Source organism: Salinibacter ruber DSM 13855 (assembly GCF_000013045.1).
GTDB lineage: Bacteria > Bacteroidota > Rhodothermia > Rhodothermales > Salinibacteraceae > Salinibacter > Salinibacter ruber.
Genome location: NC_007677.1, coordinates 2,156,390 through 2,173,406, shown reverse-complemented (window position 1 = coordinate 2,173,406; position 17,017 = coordinate 2,156,390). Strand labels below are relative to the sequence as shown.

Here is a 17,017-nt window from a genome sequence, read left to right as displayed (position 1 = left end):
GCCGTGTTCGTCACTTCGTTCGCTCCCCCCCTCCCACTCCGCACGATCCATTCTAGATTTAAAAACCGCATATGCCGTACGGTAATTCCAAGGAGATCGAAACTGACTTCGACAGCATCACCATCAGCCTGGCCTCCCCGGAAGACATCCTGGAGCGGTCTTACGGCGAGGTGATGAAGCCCGAAACGATCAACTACCGGTCGTTCAAGCCCGAGATGGGCGGGCTCTTCTGCGAGAAGATCTTCGGCCCGGTCAAGGACTACGAGTGCCACTGTGGGAAGTACAAGCGCATCCGGTACAAGGGGATTATCTGTGACCGGTGCGGTGTGGAGGTCACCCGGAAGGCGGTCCGCCGAGAGCGCATGGGCCACATTTCCCTGAGCGTGCCGGTGGTCCACATCTGGTACTTCAAGACGCTGCCCAACAAGATCGGGCACCTGCTTGGGCTCAAGTCCAAGGACCTGGAGAAGGTCATCTACTACGAGAACTACATCGTCATCCAGCCGGGCACGGCCGAGCGGCTCGGGGTGGAGGAGAACCAGCTCCTGACGGAGGAGGAGTACTACGAGATCCTCTACCAGATCCGGGACGACAACAACCGCCTCCAGGACGACAACGAGGAGAAGTTCATCGCCAAGATTGGTGGCGAAGCGGTCGAGACGATGCTCGAACGGCTCGAGCTCGATAAGCTCGCCCAGGAGCTCCGCTACCAGGTGCGAACCGAGACGAGCCAGCAGCGCAAGTCGAAGGCGCTGAAGCGGCTCGACGTGGTGGAGGCCTTCCGCGAGGCCAACGAAGACGGCACCAACAAGCCGGAGTGGATGGTGATGCGCGTGATTCCGGTCATCCCGCCGGAGCTGCGCCCGCTCGTCCCTCTCGACGGCGGACGGTTTGCGACCAGTGACCTGAACGACCTGTACCGCCGGGTCATCATCCGCAACAACCGCCTCAAGCGCCTCATCGACATCAAGGCGCCGGAGGTCATTCTGCGGAACGAGAAGCGGATGTTGCAGGAGGCGGTCGACTCGCTCTTCGACAACAGCCGCAAGTCCAACTCGGTGCGCGGCTCCTCGAACCGGCCCCTCAAGAGCCTCAGCGACATGCTGAAGGGCAAGCAGGGGCGCTTCCGCCAGAACCTCCTCGGCAAGCGCGTCGACTACTCGGGCCGCTCGGTCATTGTCTCCGGGCCGCACCTGGAGCTGCACCAGTGCGGGCTGCCGAAGGAGATGGCCGTCGAGCTCTTCAAGCCATTTATCATTCGCCGTCTCATCGAGCGCGGCATCGTCAAGACGGTCAAGAGCGCGAAGAAGTACGTCGACAAGAAGACCGAGGACGTGTGGGACATCTTGGAAAAGGTGATTCAGGGCAGGCCGGTCTTACTCAACCGTGCCCCTACGCTCCACCGGCTCGGCATTCAGGCCTTTCAGCCCGTCCTCACCGAGAACAAGGCCATCGAGATTCACCCGCTCGTCTGCCCGGCGTACAACGCCGACTTCGACGGGGACCAGATGGCCGTCCACGTGCCCCTCTCGCACGAGGCCTGCCTCGAGAGCATGGTGCTCATGCTGTCGAGCCACAACGTCCGCAGCCCGGCCGACGGCGGCCCGCTCGCCGTGCCGAGCCAGGACATGATTCTGGGCCTCTACTACATCACCAAGGCGAAGTCCAACCAGAAGGGCGAGGGCATGCGCTTCGCCAACGTGCAGGAGGTGCGCCAGGCCTTCGACCAGGATCAGGTGGCCCTCCACGCCAAGATCCAGCTCCGCGACCCCGACGGGTCCGGAGAGATGATCGACACGACCGTGGGCCGCGTCATCTTCAACGAAACGCTGCCCGACACGCTCGACTACGTCAACGAGGTCCTGAGCACGAAGAACGTGCGGCCGGTCATTGCCCGCGTCCTGAAGCAGACCGGCTTTGAGGAGACGGCGGACTTCCTGGACGCGATCAAGGACATGGGCTTCCGCCGCTCCACGACCTCGGGCATGACGTTCTCCCTCTCCGACATCATCATTCCGGACGAGAAGGAGGAGCTCATCGAAGAGGCCAACGAGACGGTGGAGGAGGCCGAACAGAACTACTCGATGGGCTTCATCACCGACAACGAGCGCTACAACCAGGTCATCGACGTCTGGACGAAGACGAACAACAAGGTCTCCGAGGTGCTCTTCGACGCCCTGAAGGAGCACAAGGAGGGCTTCAACCCCATCTTTACGATGGCCGACTCCGGGGCTCGCGGCTCGCAGGAGCAGATTCGCCAGCTCGGCGGCATGCGAGGCCTGATGGCCAAGCCGCAGAAGAACATCGGCGAAGGCGGCGGGGGCGGCGAGATTCTCGAGAACCCGATCCTCTCCAACTTCAAGGAGGGCCTGACGGTGCAGGAGTACTTCATCAGCACCCACGGGTCGCGGAAGGGACTGGCCGACACGGCGCTCAAGACCGCCGACGCCGGCTACCTCACGCGCCGCCTCGTCGACGTGTCCCAGAGCGTGACGGTGACCGAGCACGACTGTGGCACCCTGCGCGGCATCAACGTCGGCGCGCTGAAGGACAACGAGGAGGTCGTCGCGCCGCTTTCCGACCGGATTACGGGTCGGGTGTCGGTCCGCGACGTGTACGATCCCCACACCGACGAGCTCATCGTGGAGGCGAACGAGCTCATCACCGACGAGATTGCCGACGACATCGCGCAGACCTCCATCGAGGAGATCGAGATCCGGTCGGTGCTTACCTGTGAGGCCGAGCGCGGCGTGTGCACGCTCTGCTACGGCCAGAACCTCGCCACCGGCCGCATGGTCGAGGTGGGCGAGTCGGTCGGCGTGGTCGCCGCCCAGTCGATTGGGGAGCCGGGCACGCAGCTTACGCTCCGGACCTTCCACACCGGCGGCACCGCGACGCGCGAGGTTGGCGAGTCGACCATTCAGGCGAAGTTTGCCGGCACGCTCGAGTTCGAGAACCTCCGTACGGTCACGTACGAGGACACCGACGGGCCGAAGGAGGTCGTGCTCTCCCGGCAGGGCGAAGTCCGAATCATGGACACGGACGGCGACCGCCGCGAGCTGACCAGTTACGTCGTGCCGTACGGCGCGGAGTTGCTGGTCGACGAGGGCGAAGACGTCGAGGACGGAGACGTGCTGGCGAGCTGGGACCCCTACAACAGCCTGATCCTTACGGAGGCCAACGGCACGGTGCGGTTCGAGGACATTATCGAGGACACCACCTACCGCGAGGAGACCGACGAGCAGACCGGACACAAGGAGAAGGTCATCGTCGAAAGCCGCGAGCGCACCCTCACGCCCGCCGTCATCGTCGAGACCGAGGATGGGGAGCAGCGGGAGTACAACATGCCCGTCGACGCCCGAATCCAGGTCGACGAAGGGGACGAGGTGCAGGCCGGCCAGACCCTCGCGAAGATGCCGCGTCAGGCCGCCCAGACCAGCGACATTACCGGTGGTCTGCCGCGCGTGGAGGAGCTCTTCGAGGCCCGTACGCCGGACGAGCCGGCCGTCGTCAGTGAGATTGACGGCATCGTCAGCTTCGGCGATCAGAAGCGTGGCTCGCAGGAGGTCATCGTGACCAGCCGCGACGGGGACATGGAGAAGAGCTACATGGTCTCCCTCTCGAAGCACATGCTGGTGCACGAGGGCGACTACGTAGAGGCCGGCGACCGGCTCTGTGACGGACAGATTGCCCCGCACGACATCCTGTCCATTAAGGGGCCACGGGCCGTGCAGGAGCATCTCCTCAACGAGGTCCAGGAGGTCTACCGCCTCCAGGGCGTCGACATTGACGACAAGCACTTCGAGGTCGTGATCCGGCAGATGATGAAGCGGGTGAAGATTACCGAGCCGGGCGACACCAACTTCCTCGAGGAGGACCAGGTGGATCGCCAGAAGATGGCGAGCATCAACGACGACCTGTACGACAAATTCGTCGTCAAGGACCCGAGCGACGCGAACGTCGAGATTGGCGAAGTCATCGGCCGCCGGCGCCTGCGCGAGCTCAACTCGGAGCTGAAGCGCGAAGACAAGCCGGAGATTGAGGTCCGCGAGGCTCGACCCGCGGTTGGTGAGCCGCTACTCCTCGGCATCACGAAGGCGTCCCTCGCCACCGACTCGATGATCTCTGCGGCCTCGTTCCAGGAGACGACGAAGGTGCTCACGAACTCCGCCATTCGGTCCCGGACGGACCCCTTGGAAGGGCTCAAGGAGAACGTCGTCGCGGGCCACTCCATCCCTGCGGGCACGGGCCAGCGCGAGTACCGCGACCTGGTCGTGGGCTCGAAGTCCGAGCTCGAAGAGCTGCAGGCGGCCATCGGCGGCGACGGCGAAAGCCCGAGCGGCGACGGGGCGGCCGGCGACGGTGCGCCGAGCGAGGAGGACGTCGAGCAAATCGAGGCGTCCGGCTCCGAAAACTAGCCTCCACCACGTTGTATAGCGTCTTTCCGCCCCGGTCGCGCCGCCAAGCGTGCCGGGGCGGTTTTGTTTTGGGGCGGTGTCGTTGTCCAACAGCGAATCCTCTGTTCGAATGCCTGGTCTTCCCCTTTCTGGAACGGAGAGCCTGATGGTTCTAGGGGCATTGGTCGGACTCGGGGGGCTTGTCGGGCTCGGTGAGAGCCTCCGTGCCTGGGGCCTCCGAGCCTCCACCACACGCCGCCTCGTCCACACGGGCGTCGGTCTGTTCGTGGCCGCCACTCCTGTTCTGTTCGGGCGGCCGCTGCCGGTCTATCTGCTGGCGGGCGTCTTCACGGTGGCGAACGCGACCGCCCGGGCTCGGCACTGGTGGCCCGGCATTCATGCGGCCCGGCCGGGGAGCTGGGGCACGGTTGCGCTGCCGGTGTCCGTGATTGCGGCGCTGGGCATGACGTGGTCCATCGCTCCGGACCGTCTGTTTGCGTTCCAGGGGGCGTACCTCGTGCTCGCCCTGGCGGACCCGGCGGCGTCGTGGGTGGGCGAACGGTCGACGAGGTCGGGGACTGCTCCCCTGAACGCCACTGTGCGGGGCAGCCTCACGTTTGCGGGCGTCGCCTTTGGGCTGTCGGTGCTCGTGCTCGGTGGCGGCACCTCGTGGGGCCTGGGGGCGGTGGTTGGGGCGGCGACCGGAGCGGCCCTGGTCGCGACGCCCGTGGAGGCGGTCAGTGCACGGGGCTGGGACAACTTTTTCGTGCCGGTCGCGCTGGTTCTCGTGTGGGTGCCGTTGCAGGAGGAGACCCTCCGCATCGGCGCTCTCGGCGGGGCGCTCCTCGTGGGCATCTTGTTCGGGGGGCTCGCCCACGGGGCGGATGCGCTGGACCTGCGAGGGGCCGCCGTCGGGGGGCTGTTTGCCGCGTCGCTGGTGGGGCTCGGCGGGACGGCCTGGGTCGTTCCGGGGGTGGTTTTCTTCGGGTTGTCGAGCGCACTGACCTACGTGCAGGACGACCGCCACGCGGCAGCCGCGGCCGGCGCCCCCCGGCGAACGGAGGCCCAGGTTCTGGCGAACGGAGGGGTGGCGTGGGCGGCGCTGGCCAGATCGGCGGTCGTGCCGTCCGGGGGGGCGGTGCTCGCGGGCGGCTACGCCGTCTTCGTCGGGGCCCTGGCGGCGGCCGCGGCGGATACGTGGGCGACGGAAGTGGGCACGCGTTTCTCCACGGCCCCGTGGTCGCTGCGCACCGGGCGGCGAGTCGCCGCCGGCACCTCCGGGGCGGTGTCGGTCACGGGAACAGTCGCGGCGATGCTCGGCGCGGCGAGCGTGGCGGGGGCGGCGGTGCTCACGAACGGCCCTGTGACGGGGGACGTGCGGGGGGACGTTGCCCTGCTCGTGGGGGCGGGGCTGCTGGGCATGGCCGCCGACAGCCTCGTGGGGGCCTTCCTCCAGGCGCAGTACCGGGCCGATTCGGGGGAGTGGAGGGAAACACCGCCGGCCCAAGGGGCCGCGCCCGTGCGGGGATGGGCGCCAATGGGAAACAATGCCGTCAATTTTGTGGGCACGACCGTAGGGGGCGGAATCGCGCTCGCAGGCGTCCTGCTGGTGGGGTAGCCGCGTTGCGGCCGGGAGTGGGGGCCGTTTCGAACGCAGGCACCTGCACTCCTCCCGAGCCGGCGGGGTTGTAGAGGAGGACGATGTGCCTTTAGTTTAGGCGTGTCAAGAAAAGCAGAGCGCCCTTTCTGTCTCCTCCGCGTCAAGTAGAGTGTGCTTATGCCCTGGTACAAGAAGCTTCACTGGCAAATTATCATCGGGCTTGTGCTCGGCCTCGTCTACGGGGTCGTCGCCGCGTCCGCCGGATGGGGCCAATTCACCAGCGACTGGGTCGCGCCGTTCGGGACGATTTTCCTGAACCTCCTCCAACTCATTGCGGTGCCGCTTATTTTGGCGTCGTTGATTGTGGGGGTGGCGTCGCTCGGCGACCTCGAACAGCTGTCGCGGATTGGGGGAAAGACGCTGGGGATTTACATCTTGACCACCACCATCGCGCTCGTGATTGGGCTCGTCCTGGTCAATACCCTTCAGCCGGGCCGAACCGTGCCGCAGGAGATGCGCACACAACTGGAGCAGAAGTATCAGGGCGACATTGAGCAGAACATGGAAGTGGCCGAACAGGCGGAAGGGCGTGGCCCCCTGCAACCGCTGGTCGACATCGTGCCGTCGAACTTCTTCGAGTCGGCCTCGGACAACGGAAATATGCTCCAGGTCGTCTTCGTGGCCCTGTTCCTCGGGGTCGTGCTCCTCCTGCTTCCCGGTGAGAAGTCGGAGCCCTTGCTGGCGGTTTTCGACAGCTTATTCGAGGCGATCATCAAGGCGGTGGAGATCATCATGCTCACGGCGCCGGTGGGGGTGTTTGGGCTTCTGGCCGATGCGATTACCTCGATTGCCGCCGAGAGTCCCGCGGACCTTGCCAGCCTCCTCGGTGCCCTCGGGTTTTACTGCCTGACGGTGGTGATCGGGCTCGCGATCATGGTGTTTGTGGTCTACCCCATCTTTATGCGGCTCTTTACGTCCATCTCAATCGCGGACTACTTCCGGGCCATCGCCCCGGCACAGCTGGTCGCCTTTTCCACGTCGTCGAGCGGGGGCACGCTGCCGGTGACGATGGAGGTGTCGGAGAAGAACCTCGGCGTGTCGGAGCAGGTCTCCTCGTTCGTGCTGCCCCTGGGGGCCACGGTCAACATGGACGGGACGGCCCTCTACCAGGCCGTCTCGGCGGTCTTCATCGCACAGGTGCTCGGCATCAGCCTGGCCTTCACCCAGCAGCTCAACATCGTCCTGATCGCGGTGCTGGCCTCCATCGGAACCGCGGCGGTGCCGAGTGCGGGCATCGTGATGCTCGTTGTGATTCTGGAGTCGATCGGGGTGCCGAGTGCCGGCCTTGCTCTCATTCTCGGCGTCGACCGTCCGCTCGACATGCTTCGAACCACCAACAACGTCACGGGCGATACCATGGTCGCGTCCGTCGTGGCGGCCACGGAAAACCAGCTCAACTTCCCTACCAACGGCGTGAGCGTTGCGACGACCGACGTGCAGGGCGGCGTCCGCGAGGAAACGGCGAGGTAGGGACGAAACAATCGGGTCACGTTCGGGGGGCGGGGCGCACGTCCAGGAAACGGCCGTCGCCCGTCCCGTTGCATGCCCATGCACAAGTTGATCACCACCCCTCCCGTACATGAGCCTTCTTCCTGACCGCATCCAGCCGCTAAACGACAAGGGTGTTCAGGAGGGCGCCCGGTACGTTCTGTACTGGATGGAGCAGTCGCAGCGGGCCCAGCACAATCCCGCCCTGGAACGGGCCCTCCACCATGCCAGCGAGACGGGCCTGCCCCTGCTGGTTGTGTGCGGCGTCACGGACGATTTTCCGGAGGCGACCCTTCGGCACCACACCTTTCTGCTGGAGGGCCTCCAAGAAACAAAACAACGCCTCGCCGACCGCGGGCTCAAACTGGTCGTGCGTGAAGGGGCGCCGGACGACGTGGCGCTCGCGCACGCCGGGGCGGCCGCGGTCCTGGTTACCGACCGCGGGTATCTCCGTCACCAAAAGCAGTGGCGGGCCCGCGTGGCGGAGGAGGCCCCCTGTCGGGTGGAGCAGGTGGAGGGCGACGTGGTGGTGCCGGTCGAGACGGTCACCGACAAGGCGGAGTACGCCGCCCGGACCATCCGGCCGAAGATCCACGAGCACCTGGAGCGGTGTCTACAGCTGCCGGAGCCGGTGCCCGTGGAGACCCCCTCCCTCGACCTGGACATCGATTCAGGACGCTCGCTCGACGACATCGCGGCCGTCACGGACCAGATGGATCTCGACCGGGGCGTGGGGGCGGTTTCCGATCTGTATCCGGGCGGCGTTTCCGAGGCCGAGGCCATCCTGGACGATTTCCTCGCGGAGCATCTGGACGGGTACGACGAGAACCGCAACCAAATCCACTCCCACGCGGTCTCGCACATGAGCAAGTACCTCCACTACGGGCAAATCTCGCCCGTGTGGCTGGCCCAGCAGGTGCGCCGGGCCGAGGGCCCGGAGTCGGACATCGAATCCTACATCGAAGAGCTCGTGGTTCGGCGCGAGCTGACGATGAACCACGTCCACTTCCGGCCCGACACCTACGACTCGTACACGTGCCTGCCGGAGTGGGCCCGCGAAAGCCTGGCCGAACACGCCGACGACGAGCGTGAGTACGTCTACAGCCTGGACGAGCTGGAAGGAGGGACCACCCACGACCCGTACTGGAACGCGGCAATGAAAGAAATGCGGGAGACCGGCTACATGCACAACTACATGCGCATGTACTGGGGCAAGAAGATTTTGGAATGGTCCCCCGACCCGAAGACGGCCTACGACCGCACGCTTCGGCTCAACAACCGGTACTTCCTCGACGGACGTGATCCCAACTCCTTCGCCAACGTGGCGTGGGTATTCGGGCTTCACGACCGCGGCTGGAAGGAACGGCCCGTGTACGGAAAGGTGCGGTACATGAGCCAGGGCGGCCTGGATCGGAAGGCCGATCCGGACGCCTATGTTGAGAAGGTAGACCGTCTTGCGACGGTCGCGCAATCTGCGTAGCCACCGCTGCAACCGTCATGACCAACGACACGAAGGAAACCCTCTTTCCGATCACCTACGCCAGTGCGGTCTTCTTCTACGCGTGGGCAATCATTTCCCTCTGGGTGGGCCCTGATCGGGGCCTGACGGGCGACTGGTACCTCGTCCTTGGGGTCATCCCTGCTTTTCTGGGGGTGACGAGCACCGTGATGGCCCTTGCGCTTCACCTGGAGCTCCAGGACGGAGACTCGGCAAGCTAAGACCGGTCCCGCTCGGCCGCGTCTACGCCGTGGAGCGTGTCGACGACTTCTCGGACTGGATCCAGGCCGGATTGAGGCCGCCGATAATGGAGCCGTAAACGAGGTGAAGCAGGAGCGTCGCGACGACGTACTTGGCCGTCGAGCCGAGATGGAGGGGATCGCTCGCGGCGAGCGTGTGGCCCGAGCCCCCAATTCCGAAGACGCCCCACCCGATGAGCGGGGAATAGACGAGCATCATGAAGGCCCAGAGGCCCGTGGCGAGATAGATGCCTCGTCGAACGTTTGCGTCAGATCCGTACAGGCCCACCAGCACCAGGGACCAGGTGGCCCCGTAGCCGAAGTGAACGAGAAGCGGGAGGGGGCCTGTGTTCAGCCCGAGTTGCTCCAAGAAGGCAGCGGACGGGGGAAGGTTGAAGGGGGCGATGCCCGTTCCGTGAATGCCGAGCATCATGAGCAGAAACATCACGAGGCTTCCGAGGACGCCGACGAGAATCGACTTGAGCCACTTCATAGAAAGGAGACAGGCTGTGAGCACGAGGATGAGCGTGTAGCGGGCGTCGCCACCCCCTTTGGTGAAGACTGCCCCGCACCGTTACGCGCCTGCCCCCCTGATCCGATCTACTGAAGGGACAGGCCGAGCGCGGAGGGGGAAAAGTGTAGCACGTACCCGCAGTACTTACACACCACATTGATGCGGGGGACCGTCGAAGAACTGTCCCCATCTGTCGAGAGGAGGGTCACCTCTTCCTGCACCGTCATGTTGGCGGCGCCGCAGATGGGGCATTGTGGCGGCTGGGCCCGGGACTTGAGGTGACTGGCTACTGCACGTTGCTGTTCTAGGGTCAGAGGCATATCGAGGGAAGGAGGAGGGGTGAGAAAAGGTGACAGGCTTTCAGGAACGCGCCTGTGGGCGAAGAAACGCGAGTCGGTTCACAGGCCCTTTGCCGGGCTCCTGCCATTCGGGCAGGGTTCTCTGCCTGGCATTGCTTTTGGAAGGCAATACCACTGCGTGCGTCGGGTCGTTGCTCGGCCGCCGAAGATGTTTGAACATTTTCGCCCCGTTTGCTCTCACAACCCACAGTCCGGTATGGTTGCCCAGCAGCACTACCAGCGTCTGAAGCATCTCTACTCGGCCGCCTCTTCGGAGCATGCCACCGGCCCCGTAGACATCTCTTACGGATACGCCGAGGTGGTGGGTGCGATTGACGGAGAGACGGACCGCGCCTTGGTCCCCCATGTCCCCCACCAGCAACTCTTGGCTGACGTCGCGTCCCTGGCAGCGGGCTCCGTCGAGAAAGAGGGGCGACTTTCATTGGAGCGCTTCAACATGAGTGTCAGTCAGCCCGATTACCAGGGATCGGTCCAGGCCAACGCAGAGGTGGTGCTTGCGGAGCCGCCCCGCTACCACGTCCGGGCAACCCTATTTGGCGAGGACGGGAACGAGATTGCGGAGGCGCTGGCGTTCTTTGAGCCGAGTGGGGAGGCGCTGCCCCCCGATCCCGCCCCGGAGGCCGACGCCGAAGCCGACGGGACCGCGCCGCCCCCCGCCCCCTTCATGCCCGTCCACGTGACCCGGTACGGGTCGCTGTGTCTGAACTAGCGTCGGGGGTGAGGAAAGGCGACCCCCAAACGGACCGAACACGATGGGGGCGGGGCGTGACCGCGCACGGCCGCGTGTCCGACGGCGCAACGGGATGCGGAGGAGAGAACCCCGCAGTGCAGAGATCTGAGCGCGGGGGCGTCCTGTTCGGAACTTGTGCCCGGGCGGGTCGTGGCGAACGTCGGCACTGTGACTCCGTCGTTCCGACATGCCCCGCATGCTCCCCGACTGGCTTCCAGGACCGTATCTCCTGATCGGCACCGGACTGGCGCTCGGAGCTGTGCTTGCCGTCGTCGCGGTCCGGACCAGCCAGGTCGAGTCGCGCCAGACAGAGACGGAGCCGGTGGCCCCGGCGGTCGCCGCCGATGCGCCCCGGCGGCTTGCCGAGGCCCTCAAGATCCGAACCATTACCCGGCGGGATCCTGCGAAGCTCGACTCGGCGGCGTTCCGAGACTTCTATCGGCACGTGGCCCAGGCCTTCCCGACCGTCCACACCGCCCTCGACACGACGCACGTCAACGGGCTGAGTCGCCTCTATACCTGGAGGGGAAGCGCCCCCTCTCTCTCGCCGATTGTACTCATGGCGCACGTCGACGTGGTGCCGATCGAAGACGCCTCGGCCTGGACGCACCCGCCGTTTGGGGGGCGGATCGCCGACGGATACGTGTGGGGGCGCGGGGCCCTGGACGACAAGGCGAGCGCCGTCGGCATCCTGGAGGCCATCGAGGCCCTGCTGAATCGGGGCGTAACGCCGCGGCGGACGGTGCACGTGGCGCTGGGGCACGACGAAGAGGTGGGCGGGACGCGGGGCGGGCGTGCCCTGTCCGAGCGAATTACGGCCGGAGACGTCTCCCCGGCACTGGTGGTGGATGAAGGAGGCGCCATCACGCGGGGCGCGCTCCCCGGCCTGACGGACCCCCTTGCAGTCGTAGGGGTGGCGGGCAAAGGGTTTTTGAGCGTGGCGCTCAAGGCCGACGGGCCGGGGGGGCACTCGTCCGTGCCGCCGGCTCGGACCAGCATCGAGGGGCTTAACGAGGCGCTGACCCGGTTGCGGGCCAACCCGCTGCCGTCCCGCCTCACGGGGGTGGCGGGCACCATGTTCGACTACCTCGCGCCGGAGGTGACGCTTCCGATGCGGACGATACTGGCAAATCGGTGGCTCACCACCCCAATCCTGCGAGCTGTACTGAACCGCCGCCCGGCGACCCGGGCCGCAATCCGGACGACGACCGTGCCGACGCGCCTCGACGCCGGGGTGAAGGACAACGTCATTCCGACAGAGGCCCGGGCCGTCGTCAACTTCCGGATTCTGCCGAGCCAGTCGGTCGACGAGGTCGTGGCCCACGTCCGGCGTGTCCTGGACGGGCTGTCCGTCCAGGTGGAGCCGATCCGGTCGACCCCCCCTCCGTCGGTTTCGAAAATCGACACGCCGGCGTTCCGGATGATGCAGCGAACCATCGGGCAGGTCACGGCGGACTCGGTCGTCGTGGCCCCCTACCTCCTCCCCGGGCGCACGGACAGCGGCTACTACGCCGACGACAGTGACGCCGTGTACCGGTTCGTGCCGTATCAGCTCGGCCCGGACGACCGGAGCCGCATCCACGGGGCCAACGAGCGCATTGCGGTCGACGACTACCGGACGGTCGTCCAGTTCTACACGCAGCTTATCCGCAACGCTGATCGCCTCCCGGTGGCGCACACGTCCGGCGCCGAGCCGGACGGCTGACGGCCTCCGGTCCATCTCCTCTTGAACCATGAACGCCACCTCCATGTCGCGCTTCGATCGTCAGCTTGGGGGACGTATGGGGCTCCTTGCGGGGCTCTTGATGCTCGTCGTGGGGGCGGGGAAAACGGCCGTCGCCCAACCGGCCACCGAGCCGCAGTCGACCCGGGCGTACATCCGGTCCGTCGTCACCGACACGATCGAGGCCGCGCCGTACACGGGCGCACTCTGGGGCATTGAGGTGACCAACCTGGAGACGGGCGAGCGCCTGTTTCAACACAATCCGGACCACCTGTTCACGCCCGCATCCAACGCCAAGCTTCTGACCGCGGCCGCCGCCCTCCGCCGGTTGGGCCCCTCGTACCGGTACAACACGAGGCTTTACGTGGACGGGCCGGTGCGGAACGGCGTCCTGCGCGGGAACCTGATCGTGCGGGGGAGTGGGGACCCGACGCTGGGCGGCTACGCGCAGCGGGACGACCCCACGGCGGTCTTTCGGGACTGGGCGGATTCGCTGCGGGCGGCCGGCATCACGCGCATCGAAGGCGACATTCTGGGGGACGACAACCCGTTCAGCGACGTGCCGCTCGGGGACGGGTGGAGCTGGAACGACGTGCCCTACGCGTACGCCGCGGAGATCAACGGGCTCGTCTTCAACGGCAACACGATTGACCTGGAGGTGCGGGGCCGTCAGGTGGGGGCGCCCGGCCGCGTTACCTGGTCGCCCTTCGAGACCGATTTCGTTCGGGTCCGCAATCAGAGCCGAACGGTGCCCCGGGACTCGACGTCCGACGAGGACTACGAGCGCCCATTCTCGGAAAACACCTTCACGGTCCGTTCCCGAATCCATCCGAACGAGGTCCAGGAGGAGACCCTCACCATCACGGAGCCGACGAAATACTTCACCCACACGCTGCGGTCCGTCCTGCTCCGGGAGGGCATTTCGGTAGGGGGGCAGGGGCGGGACGTGGACGATTCGCCCCTCACGCCGCGCTACGAGGCCGACTCGGTGCGGCGGGTCGGGACGTACCGGTCGCCCCCGCTGCGGGAGGTCGTGCAGACGATGAACCACGAGAGCCAGAACCTTTACGCCGAGCAGCTCCTCCGCACGCTCGCAGTGGTGGGGCCGCCGGACACCACTGCCGACGACCTCACAGAGGGATCGGCGGCGCTGGGTGCCCTGGCCGTGCGCACGGAGCTATCGGAGGTGGGCATCGACACCAGTCGGGTGCGGGTCGTGGACGGCTCGGGCCTCTCGCGCAAGAACTACGTGCGGCCCCGTGCCATGACTCGGCTCCTCGTGCACATGTGGAGTGAGGCACCGTCCGACCGCCGTGCGGCGTTCTACGACTCGCTGCCGATGGGGGGACGGGAGGGCACCCTTGAGTACCGGTTCCCCCGAGGCGCCGCGGCCCGGGGCGAGGTGCGCGCCAAAACCGGCACGTTGACCGGGGCCAGTGCGCTCAGTGGATACGTACGTACCCCCCGCGGCACGCCGCTCGCCTTCGTGATCTTCTGCAATCACCACCTGGCCGACGCGGAGGACGTGCGGGCCGCCCAGGACGCCATCGTGAACGCGCTGGCCGAACGGCCCCTGTGACACCCCCCTAGTCGTTCTGGGGCGGGACGCAGACCGGATTCCTGCACTATCCGAACAGCAACTGCACCATGTACACCGACGCGAGGAAGCCGACGAAATCGGCGAAGAGGCCGGCGGGGACGGCGTGGCGCGTATCCCGGATGTTGACGGCGCCAAAGTAGACCGCAATGACGTAGAAGGTGGTCTCGGTGGAGCCGAACATGGTCGCGGCCATCTTCACCACGAGGGAGTCCTCGCCGTACTGGTTGATCATGTCGGCCACGAGGCCCGCGGAGCCGGAGCCCGTGAGGGGGCGCACGATGCCCATTGGAAGGACCTCGGCGGGCACCCCGATGACGCCCAGCACGGGGTCGAGCACGTTCACCAGGTAGTCCATGGCGCCCGAGGCCCGAAACATCCCGATGGCGAAGAGGATGGCGATCAGGTACGGAATGATGGTCACGGCGACGTCGAAGCCCTCCTTGGCGCCCTCGACGAATACCTCGTAGACCCGGACGCCCTTGATGAGGCCGTACAGGGGAAAGCCGACGAGCAGGGCCGGCAGCACGAAGGCCGACAGCACGCCAACGACAGAGCGGATGGTTTCAAGCATGGCGGTAGAGGGGAGTGCGTGTATGGGGGGCAGAAGGGCGAGTCGAGAATTACTCGTCCGGGTCCTCGGCGTCGGCCGTGCGGTGCGGGGCCGTCGCCCGGAAGTACGGAAGCCGGTGGAGGGCTAGGGTGCCGAGAATGCCGGCGACGGTCGAGCAGAGGGTCGCCAGCGTGATGGAGAAGAAGAGCTGGTTGATCTGCAGGCCCATGATGGCCACCAGGAGCGAGGGCGGGACGAGCTGCACGCTTGAGGTGTTGAGCGCCAGCAGCATCACCATGTCGTCGCTCGCCTTCTCGTCCGACGGGTTCAGTTCCTGCAGGTCCTCCATGGCCTTGATCCCCAGCGGGGTCGCCGCGTTGCCCAGCCCGAACACGTTTGCCAGTAGGTTGAGGCTGATGTTGGCGAGGGCCGGGTGATCGTCCGGCACGTTGGGGAAGAGGGGACTCAGGATGGGCTGGACGATGCCGGTGAGGGATTCGATGAGCCCCGCCTCCTCGCCGATCTTTACGAGGCCCAGCATGAGCCCGAGGACGCCGATGAGGCTGAGGGCGAGGGAGGCGGCCGTCTCCGCAAAGTTGAGAGCCGCCTGCGCGATGTCGTTTAGTTTGCGAAAGCGAACCGGCTCGAACTGAAGGGCCGTCTCGGTCCGGCCCACCCCGGCGGTCGTCCGGGACGTTCCCTGGAGGGCGCCGCGGAGGGCTGGATTGTCGTCCGTCGCGTGGAACGACTGAATGGTGGCGAGCGGCTCGGGAAGATCGGCGTCCGGGTCGAATTCAACCTTTCGGCCCTCCTGGGTCTGCACGAGCGTGCCGGCATAGACCGGGTCCGGCGCCGCATTCACGCCGTACACGTCCCGGTACGTGGCCGAGTCGATCCGGATCTCGACCGGCTGACGACGCGCGTCCGGCGCGTAGCCGTCGGGGAAGTCGAGCGCGACCGGAAGGGCGGTCTCGTTCCGGAACCGGTTCTCGACCAGCTCCTGGGTGTCGACGGTCAGGGCGAACAGCAGGCTCCCAATAATGAGCCCACTCCAGATATAGTTGAGCATGGGCACGTGGCGTCGTGGGGCAGGCACGAATCGCTTCTCATCATACGGACTGCCGGCCGGAAGAGAAATGAACGAGGCGGCGGGGTGGGGACAAGGTGCGGCCGAGAACACAGGAACACTGCCCGAAAATCGGTGGTTGCAGGGCGCGGTGTCTTGTTGCCTGGAGCTCATCGTGAATCTGTGCCCGATTCGTCGTCCCCGCCGCCAGACGTCCCGGAATCGCCCCTCGTGGTGTTCAAGTTTGGGGGAACGTCGGTGGGCCGGCCGGACCGATTCCGGACGGTCGTGCAACTGATCCGGGAGGCAGCCGCCGAGGGGCGCGTCGTCGCCGTCGTGTCGGCGCTCTCGGGGGTGTCGCGGCAGCTGGCGAGTGCGCTTGAGGCGGTATCGACCCGGGCCGACGGCGCGACGGCGGTGGAGACCCTGACCGACACGCTCCGGACCCGTCACGCCGAGCAGGCGGAGGCGGTGTTGTGTGCCGACCGGAAGCGCACCTACGAAGCGATCCTTGACGAGCGGCTGGAAGCCCTCCGGTGTGCGTTCGAACGGGTCGAGCAGGACATAGATGTCCCCGCGGCCCGGGACGCGGTGCTCGCCGTGGGGGAGCAGCTCTCGGTGCCGATGGTCACCCTTGCGCTCCGCGACGCGGGCCTCCACGCCCCGCGGTGCGACGCTACCGACCTGGTCGTGACGGATGATACCTTCGGGGCGGCCCAGGTGCAGCACGACGACACGTCCGAACGGGTGCGTGCCTGGTACCGGTCGCTGGACCCGGCGGCCGTGCCGGTGGTGGCCGGGTTCATCGGGGCTACGGAGGACGGCAGGCCCACGACCCTCGGATTCGAGGGGAGCGACTACTCGGCGGCCCTCTTCGCAAAGCTGCTCGGGGCGCAGGGGCTTACCCGGTACACCGACGTCGATGGGATTTACACCGACGATCCGGACGCGAACGAGGATGCCGAGCGGGTCGACCACTTGTCGATGGAGGAGGCCCTCGCACGCAGTGCGTCGGGCGGGCTCGGGATGCACCCCAAAACGCTACGCCCGCTCGCCGACGCAGGCATTCCCATGCAGGTGCGGTCCATCGTCGCACCGGAGTGTCCGGGGACCCCAATCGTTCCGGCGGAACGCACCGCCGATGCGCTCTGGCCGGCGCCGTAAGGCGCTGGGCCCCTGTCCTGTGGGGCATC

The 17,017-nt window shown here is 66.4% G+C and carries 13 protein-coding genes; 9 read left to right on the top strand and 4 right to left on the bottom strand.

Annotated features, from left to right (window positions below):
* The first annotated feature begins 71 nt into the window (after positions 1-71).
* The 5 genes from rpoC to SRU_RS09255 all read left to right on the top strand — a co-directional run bounded on the left by rpoC (position 72) and on the right by SRU_RS09255 (position 9,264).
* A complete protein-coding gene (gene rpoC / locus SRU_RS09275) occupies positions 72-4,418 on the top strand; it encodes a DNA-directed RNA polymerase subunit beta' (protein WP_011404501.1) in 4,347 nt (1,448 codons plus the stop codon).
* 109 nt (positions 4,419-4,527) lie between these two features.
* Positions 4,528-6,015 carry a DUF92 domain-containing protein gene (locus SRU_RS09270; RefSeq protein ID WP_011404500.1) on the top strand — a complete coding sequence of 496 codons (1,488 nt, stop codon included), beginning with the start codon at positions 4,528-4,530 and terminating at the stop codon, positions 6,013-6,015.
* A gap of 159 nt (positions 6,016-6,174) precedes the next feature.
* Complete coding sequence (locus SRU_RS09265) at positions 6,175-7,527, top strand: dicarboxylate/amino acid:cation symporter (protein ID WP_011404499.1); 1,353 nt, start codon at positions 6,175-6,177, stop codon at positions 7,525-7,527.
* 109 nt (positions 7,528-7,636) lie between these two features.
* Positions 7,637-9,025: a deoxyribodipyrimidine photo-lyase gene (locus tag SRU_RS09260; protein WP_011404498.1), complete on the top strand. Its 1,389-nt coding sequence runs from the start codon at positions 7,637-7,639 to the stop codon at positions 9,023-9,025.
* Positions 9,026-9,042: 17 nt separating this feature from the next.
* On the top strand, positions 9,043-9,264 hold the full coding sequence (locus SRU_RS09255; RefSeq protein ID WP_011404497.1) for a hypothetical protein: 222 nt from the start codon (positions 9,043-9,045) through the stop codon (positions 9,262-9,264).
* A 22-nt stretch (positions 9,265-9,286) separates the two neighbouring features.
* Here the strand turns inward: SRU_RS09255 and SRU_RS09250 are convergent, their stop codons facing one another.
* Complete coding sequence (locus SRU_RS09250; RefSeq protein ID WP_013062202.1) at positions 9,287-9,775, bottom strand: hypothetical protein; 489 nt, start codon at positions 9,773-9,775, stop codon at positions 9,287-9,289.
* Between the two features lie 107 nt (positions 9,776-9,882).
* Complete coding sequence (locus tag SRU_RS09245; RefSeq protein ID WP_011404495.1) at positions 9,883-10,116, bottom strand: hypothetical protein; 234 nt, start codon at positions 10,114-10,116, stop codon at positions 9,883-9,885.
* A 235-nt stretch (positions 10,117-10,351) separates the two neighbouring features.
* Between SRU_RS09245 and SRU_RS09240 the strand changes: the two genes are divergently transcribed.
* From SRU_RS09240 to dacB, 3 genes are all read left to right on the top strand, one after another.
* Complete coding sequence (locus SRU_RS09240) at positions 10,352-10,864, top strand: hypothetical protein (RefSeq protein ID WP_231847083.1); 513 nt, start codon at positions 10,352-10,354, stop codon at positions 10,862-10,864.
* Between the two features lie 208 nt (positions 10,865-11,072).
* Positions 11,073-12,590, top strand: coding sequence for a M20 family peptidase (locus SRU_RS09235; RefSeq protein WP_011404493.1), 1,518 nt, complete (start codon positions 11,073-11,075; stop codon positions 12,588-12,590).
* A 43-nt stretch (positions 12,591-12,633) separates the two neighbouring features.
* Positions 12,634-14,187 (top strand): D-alanyl-D-alanine carboxypeptidase/D-alanyl-D-alanine endopeptidase, encoded by a 1,554-nt coding sequence (gene dacB, locus SRU_RS09230; RefSeq protein WP_158442696.1) that lies wholly within the window; start codon positions 12,634-12,636, stop codon positions 14,185-14,187.
* A 46-nt stretch (positions 14,188-14,233) separates the two neighbouring features.
* Here the strand turns inward: dacB and SRU_RS09225 are convergent, their stop codons facing one another.
* Both SRU_RS09225 and SRU_RS09220 read right to left on the bottom strand, forming a co-directional pair.
* On the bottom strand, positions 14,234-14,779 hold the full coding sequence (locus tag SRU_RS09225) for a spore maturation protein (RefSeq protein ID WP_011404491.1): 546 nt from the start codon (positions 14,777-14,779) through the stop codon (positions 14,234-14,236).
* 49 nt (positions 14,780-14,828) lie between these two features.
* Positions 14,829-15,827: a nucleoside recognition domain-containing protein gene (locus SRU_RS09220; RefSeq protein ID WP_231847082.1), complete on the bottom strand. Its 999-nt coding sequence runs from the start codon at positions 15,825-15,827 to the stop codon at positions 14,829-14,831.
* A 180-nt stretch (positions 15,828-16,007) separates the two neighbouring features.
* Between SRU_RS09220 and SRU_RS09215 the strand changes: the two genes are divergently transcribed.
* A complete protein-coding gene (locus SRU_RS09215) occupies positions 16,008-16,988 on the top strand; it encodes an aspartate kinase (RefSeq protein WP_158442695.1) in 981 nt (326 codons plus the stop codon).
* Positions 16,989-17,017: the final 29 nt, after the last annotated feature.

Coding starts and splice junctions, on each gene's coding strand:
- rpoC (WP_011404501.1), top strand. CDS start 72: ATGCCGTACGGTAATTCCAAGGAGATCGAAACTGACTTCGACAGCATC.
- SRU_RS09270 (WP_011404500.1), top strand. CDS start 4,528: ATGCCTGGTCTTCCCCTTTCTGGAACGGAGAGCCTGATGGTTCTAGGG.
- SRU_RS09265 (WP_011404499.1), top strand. CDS start 6,175: ATGCCCTGGTACAAGAAGCTTCACTGGCAAATTATCATCGGGCTTGTG.
- SRU_RS09260 (WP_011404498.1), top strand. CDS start 7,637: ATGAGCCTTCTTCCTGACCGCATCCAGCCGCTAAACGACAAGGGTGTT.
- SRU_RS09255 (WP_011404497.1), top strand. CDS start 9,043: ATGACCAACGACACGAAGGAAACCCTCTTTCCGATCACCTACGCCAGT.
- SRU_RS09250 (WP_013062202.1), bottom strand. CDS start 9,775: ATGAAGTGGCTCAAGTCGATTCTCGTCGGCGTCCTCGGAAGCCTCGTG.
- SRU_RS09245 (WP_011404495.1), bottom strand. CDS start 10,116: ATGCCTCTGACCCTAGAACAGCAACGTGCAGTAGCCAGTCACCTCAAG.
- SRU_RS09240 (WP_231847083.1), top strand. CDS start 10,352: ATGGTTGCCCAGCAGCACTACCAGCGTCTGAAGCATCTCTACTCGGCC.
- SRU_RS09235 (WP_011404493.1), top strand. CDS start 11,073: ATGCCCCGCATGCTCCCCGACTGGCTTCCAGGACCGTATCTCCTGATC.
- dacB (WP_158442696.1), top strand. CDS start 12,634: ATGTCGCGCTTCGATCGTCAGCTTGGGGGACGTATGGGGCTCCTTGCG.
- SRU_RS09225 (WP_011404491.1), bottom strand. CDS start 14,779: ATGCTTGAAACCATCCGCTCTGTCGTTGGCGTGCTGTCGGCCTTCGTG.
- SRU_RS09220 (WP_231847082.1), bottom strand. CDS start 15,827: ATGCTCAACTATATCTGGAGTGGGCTCATTATTGGGAGCCTGCTGTTC.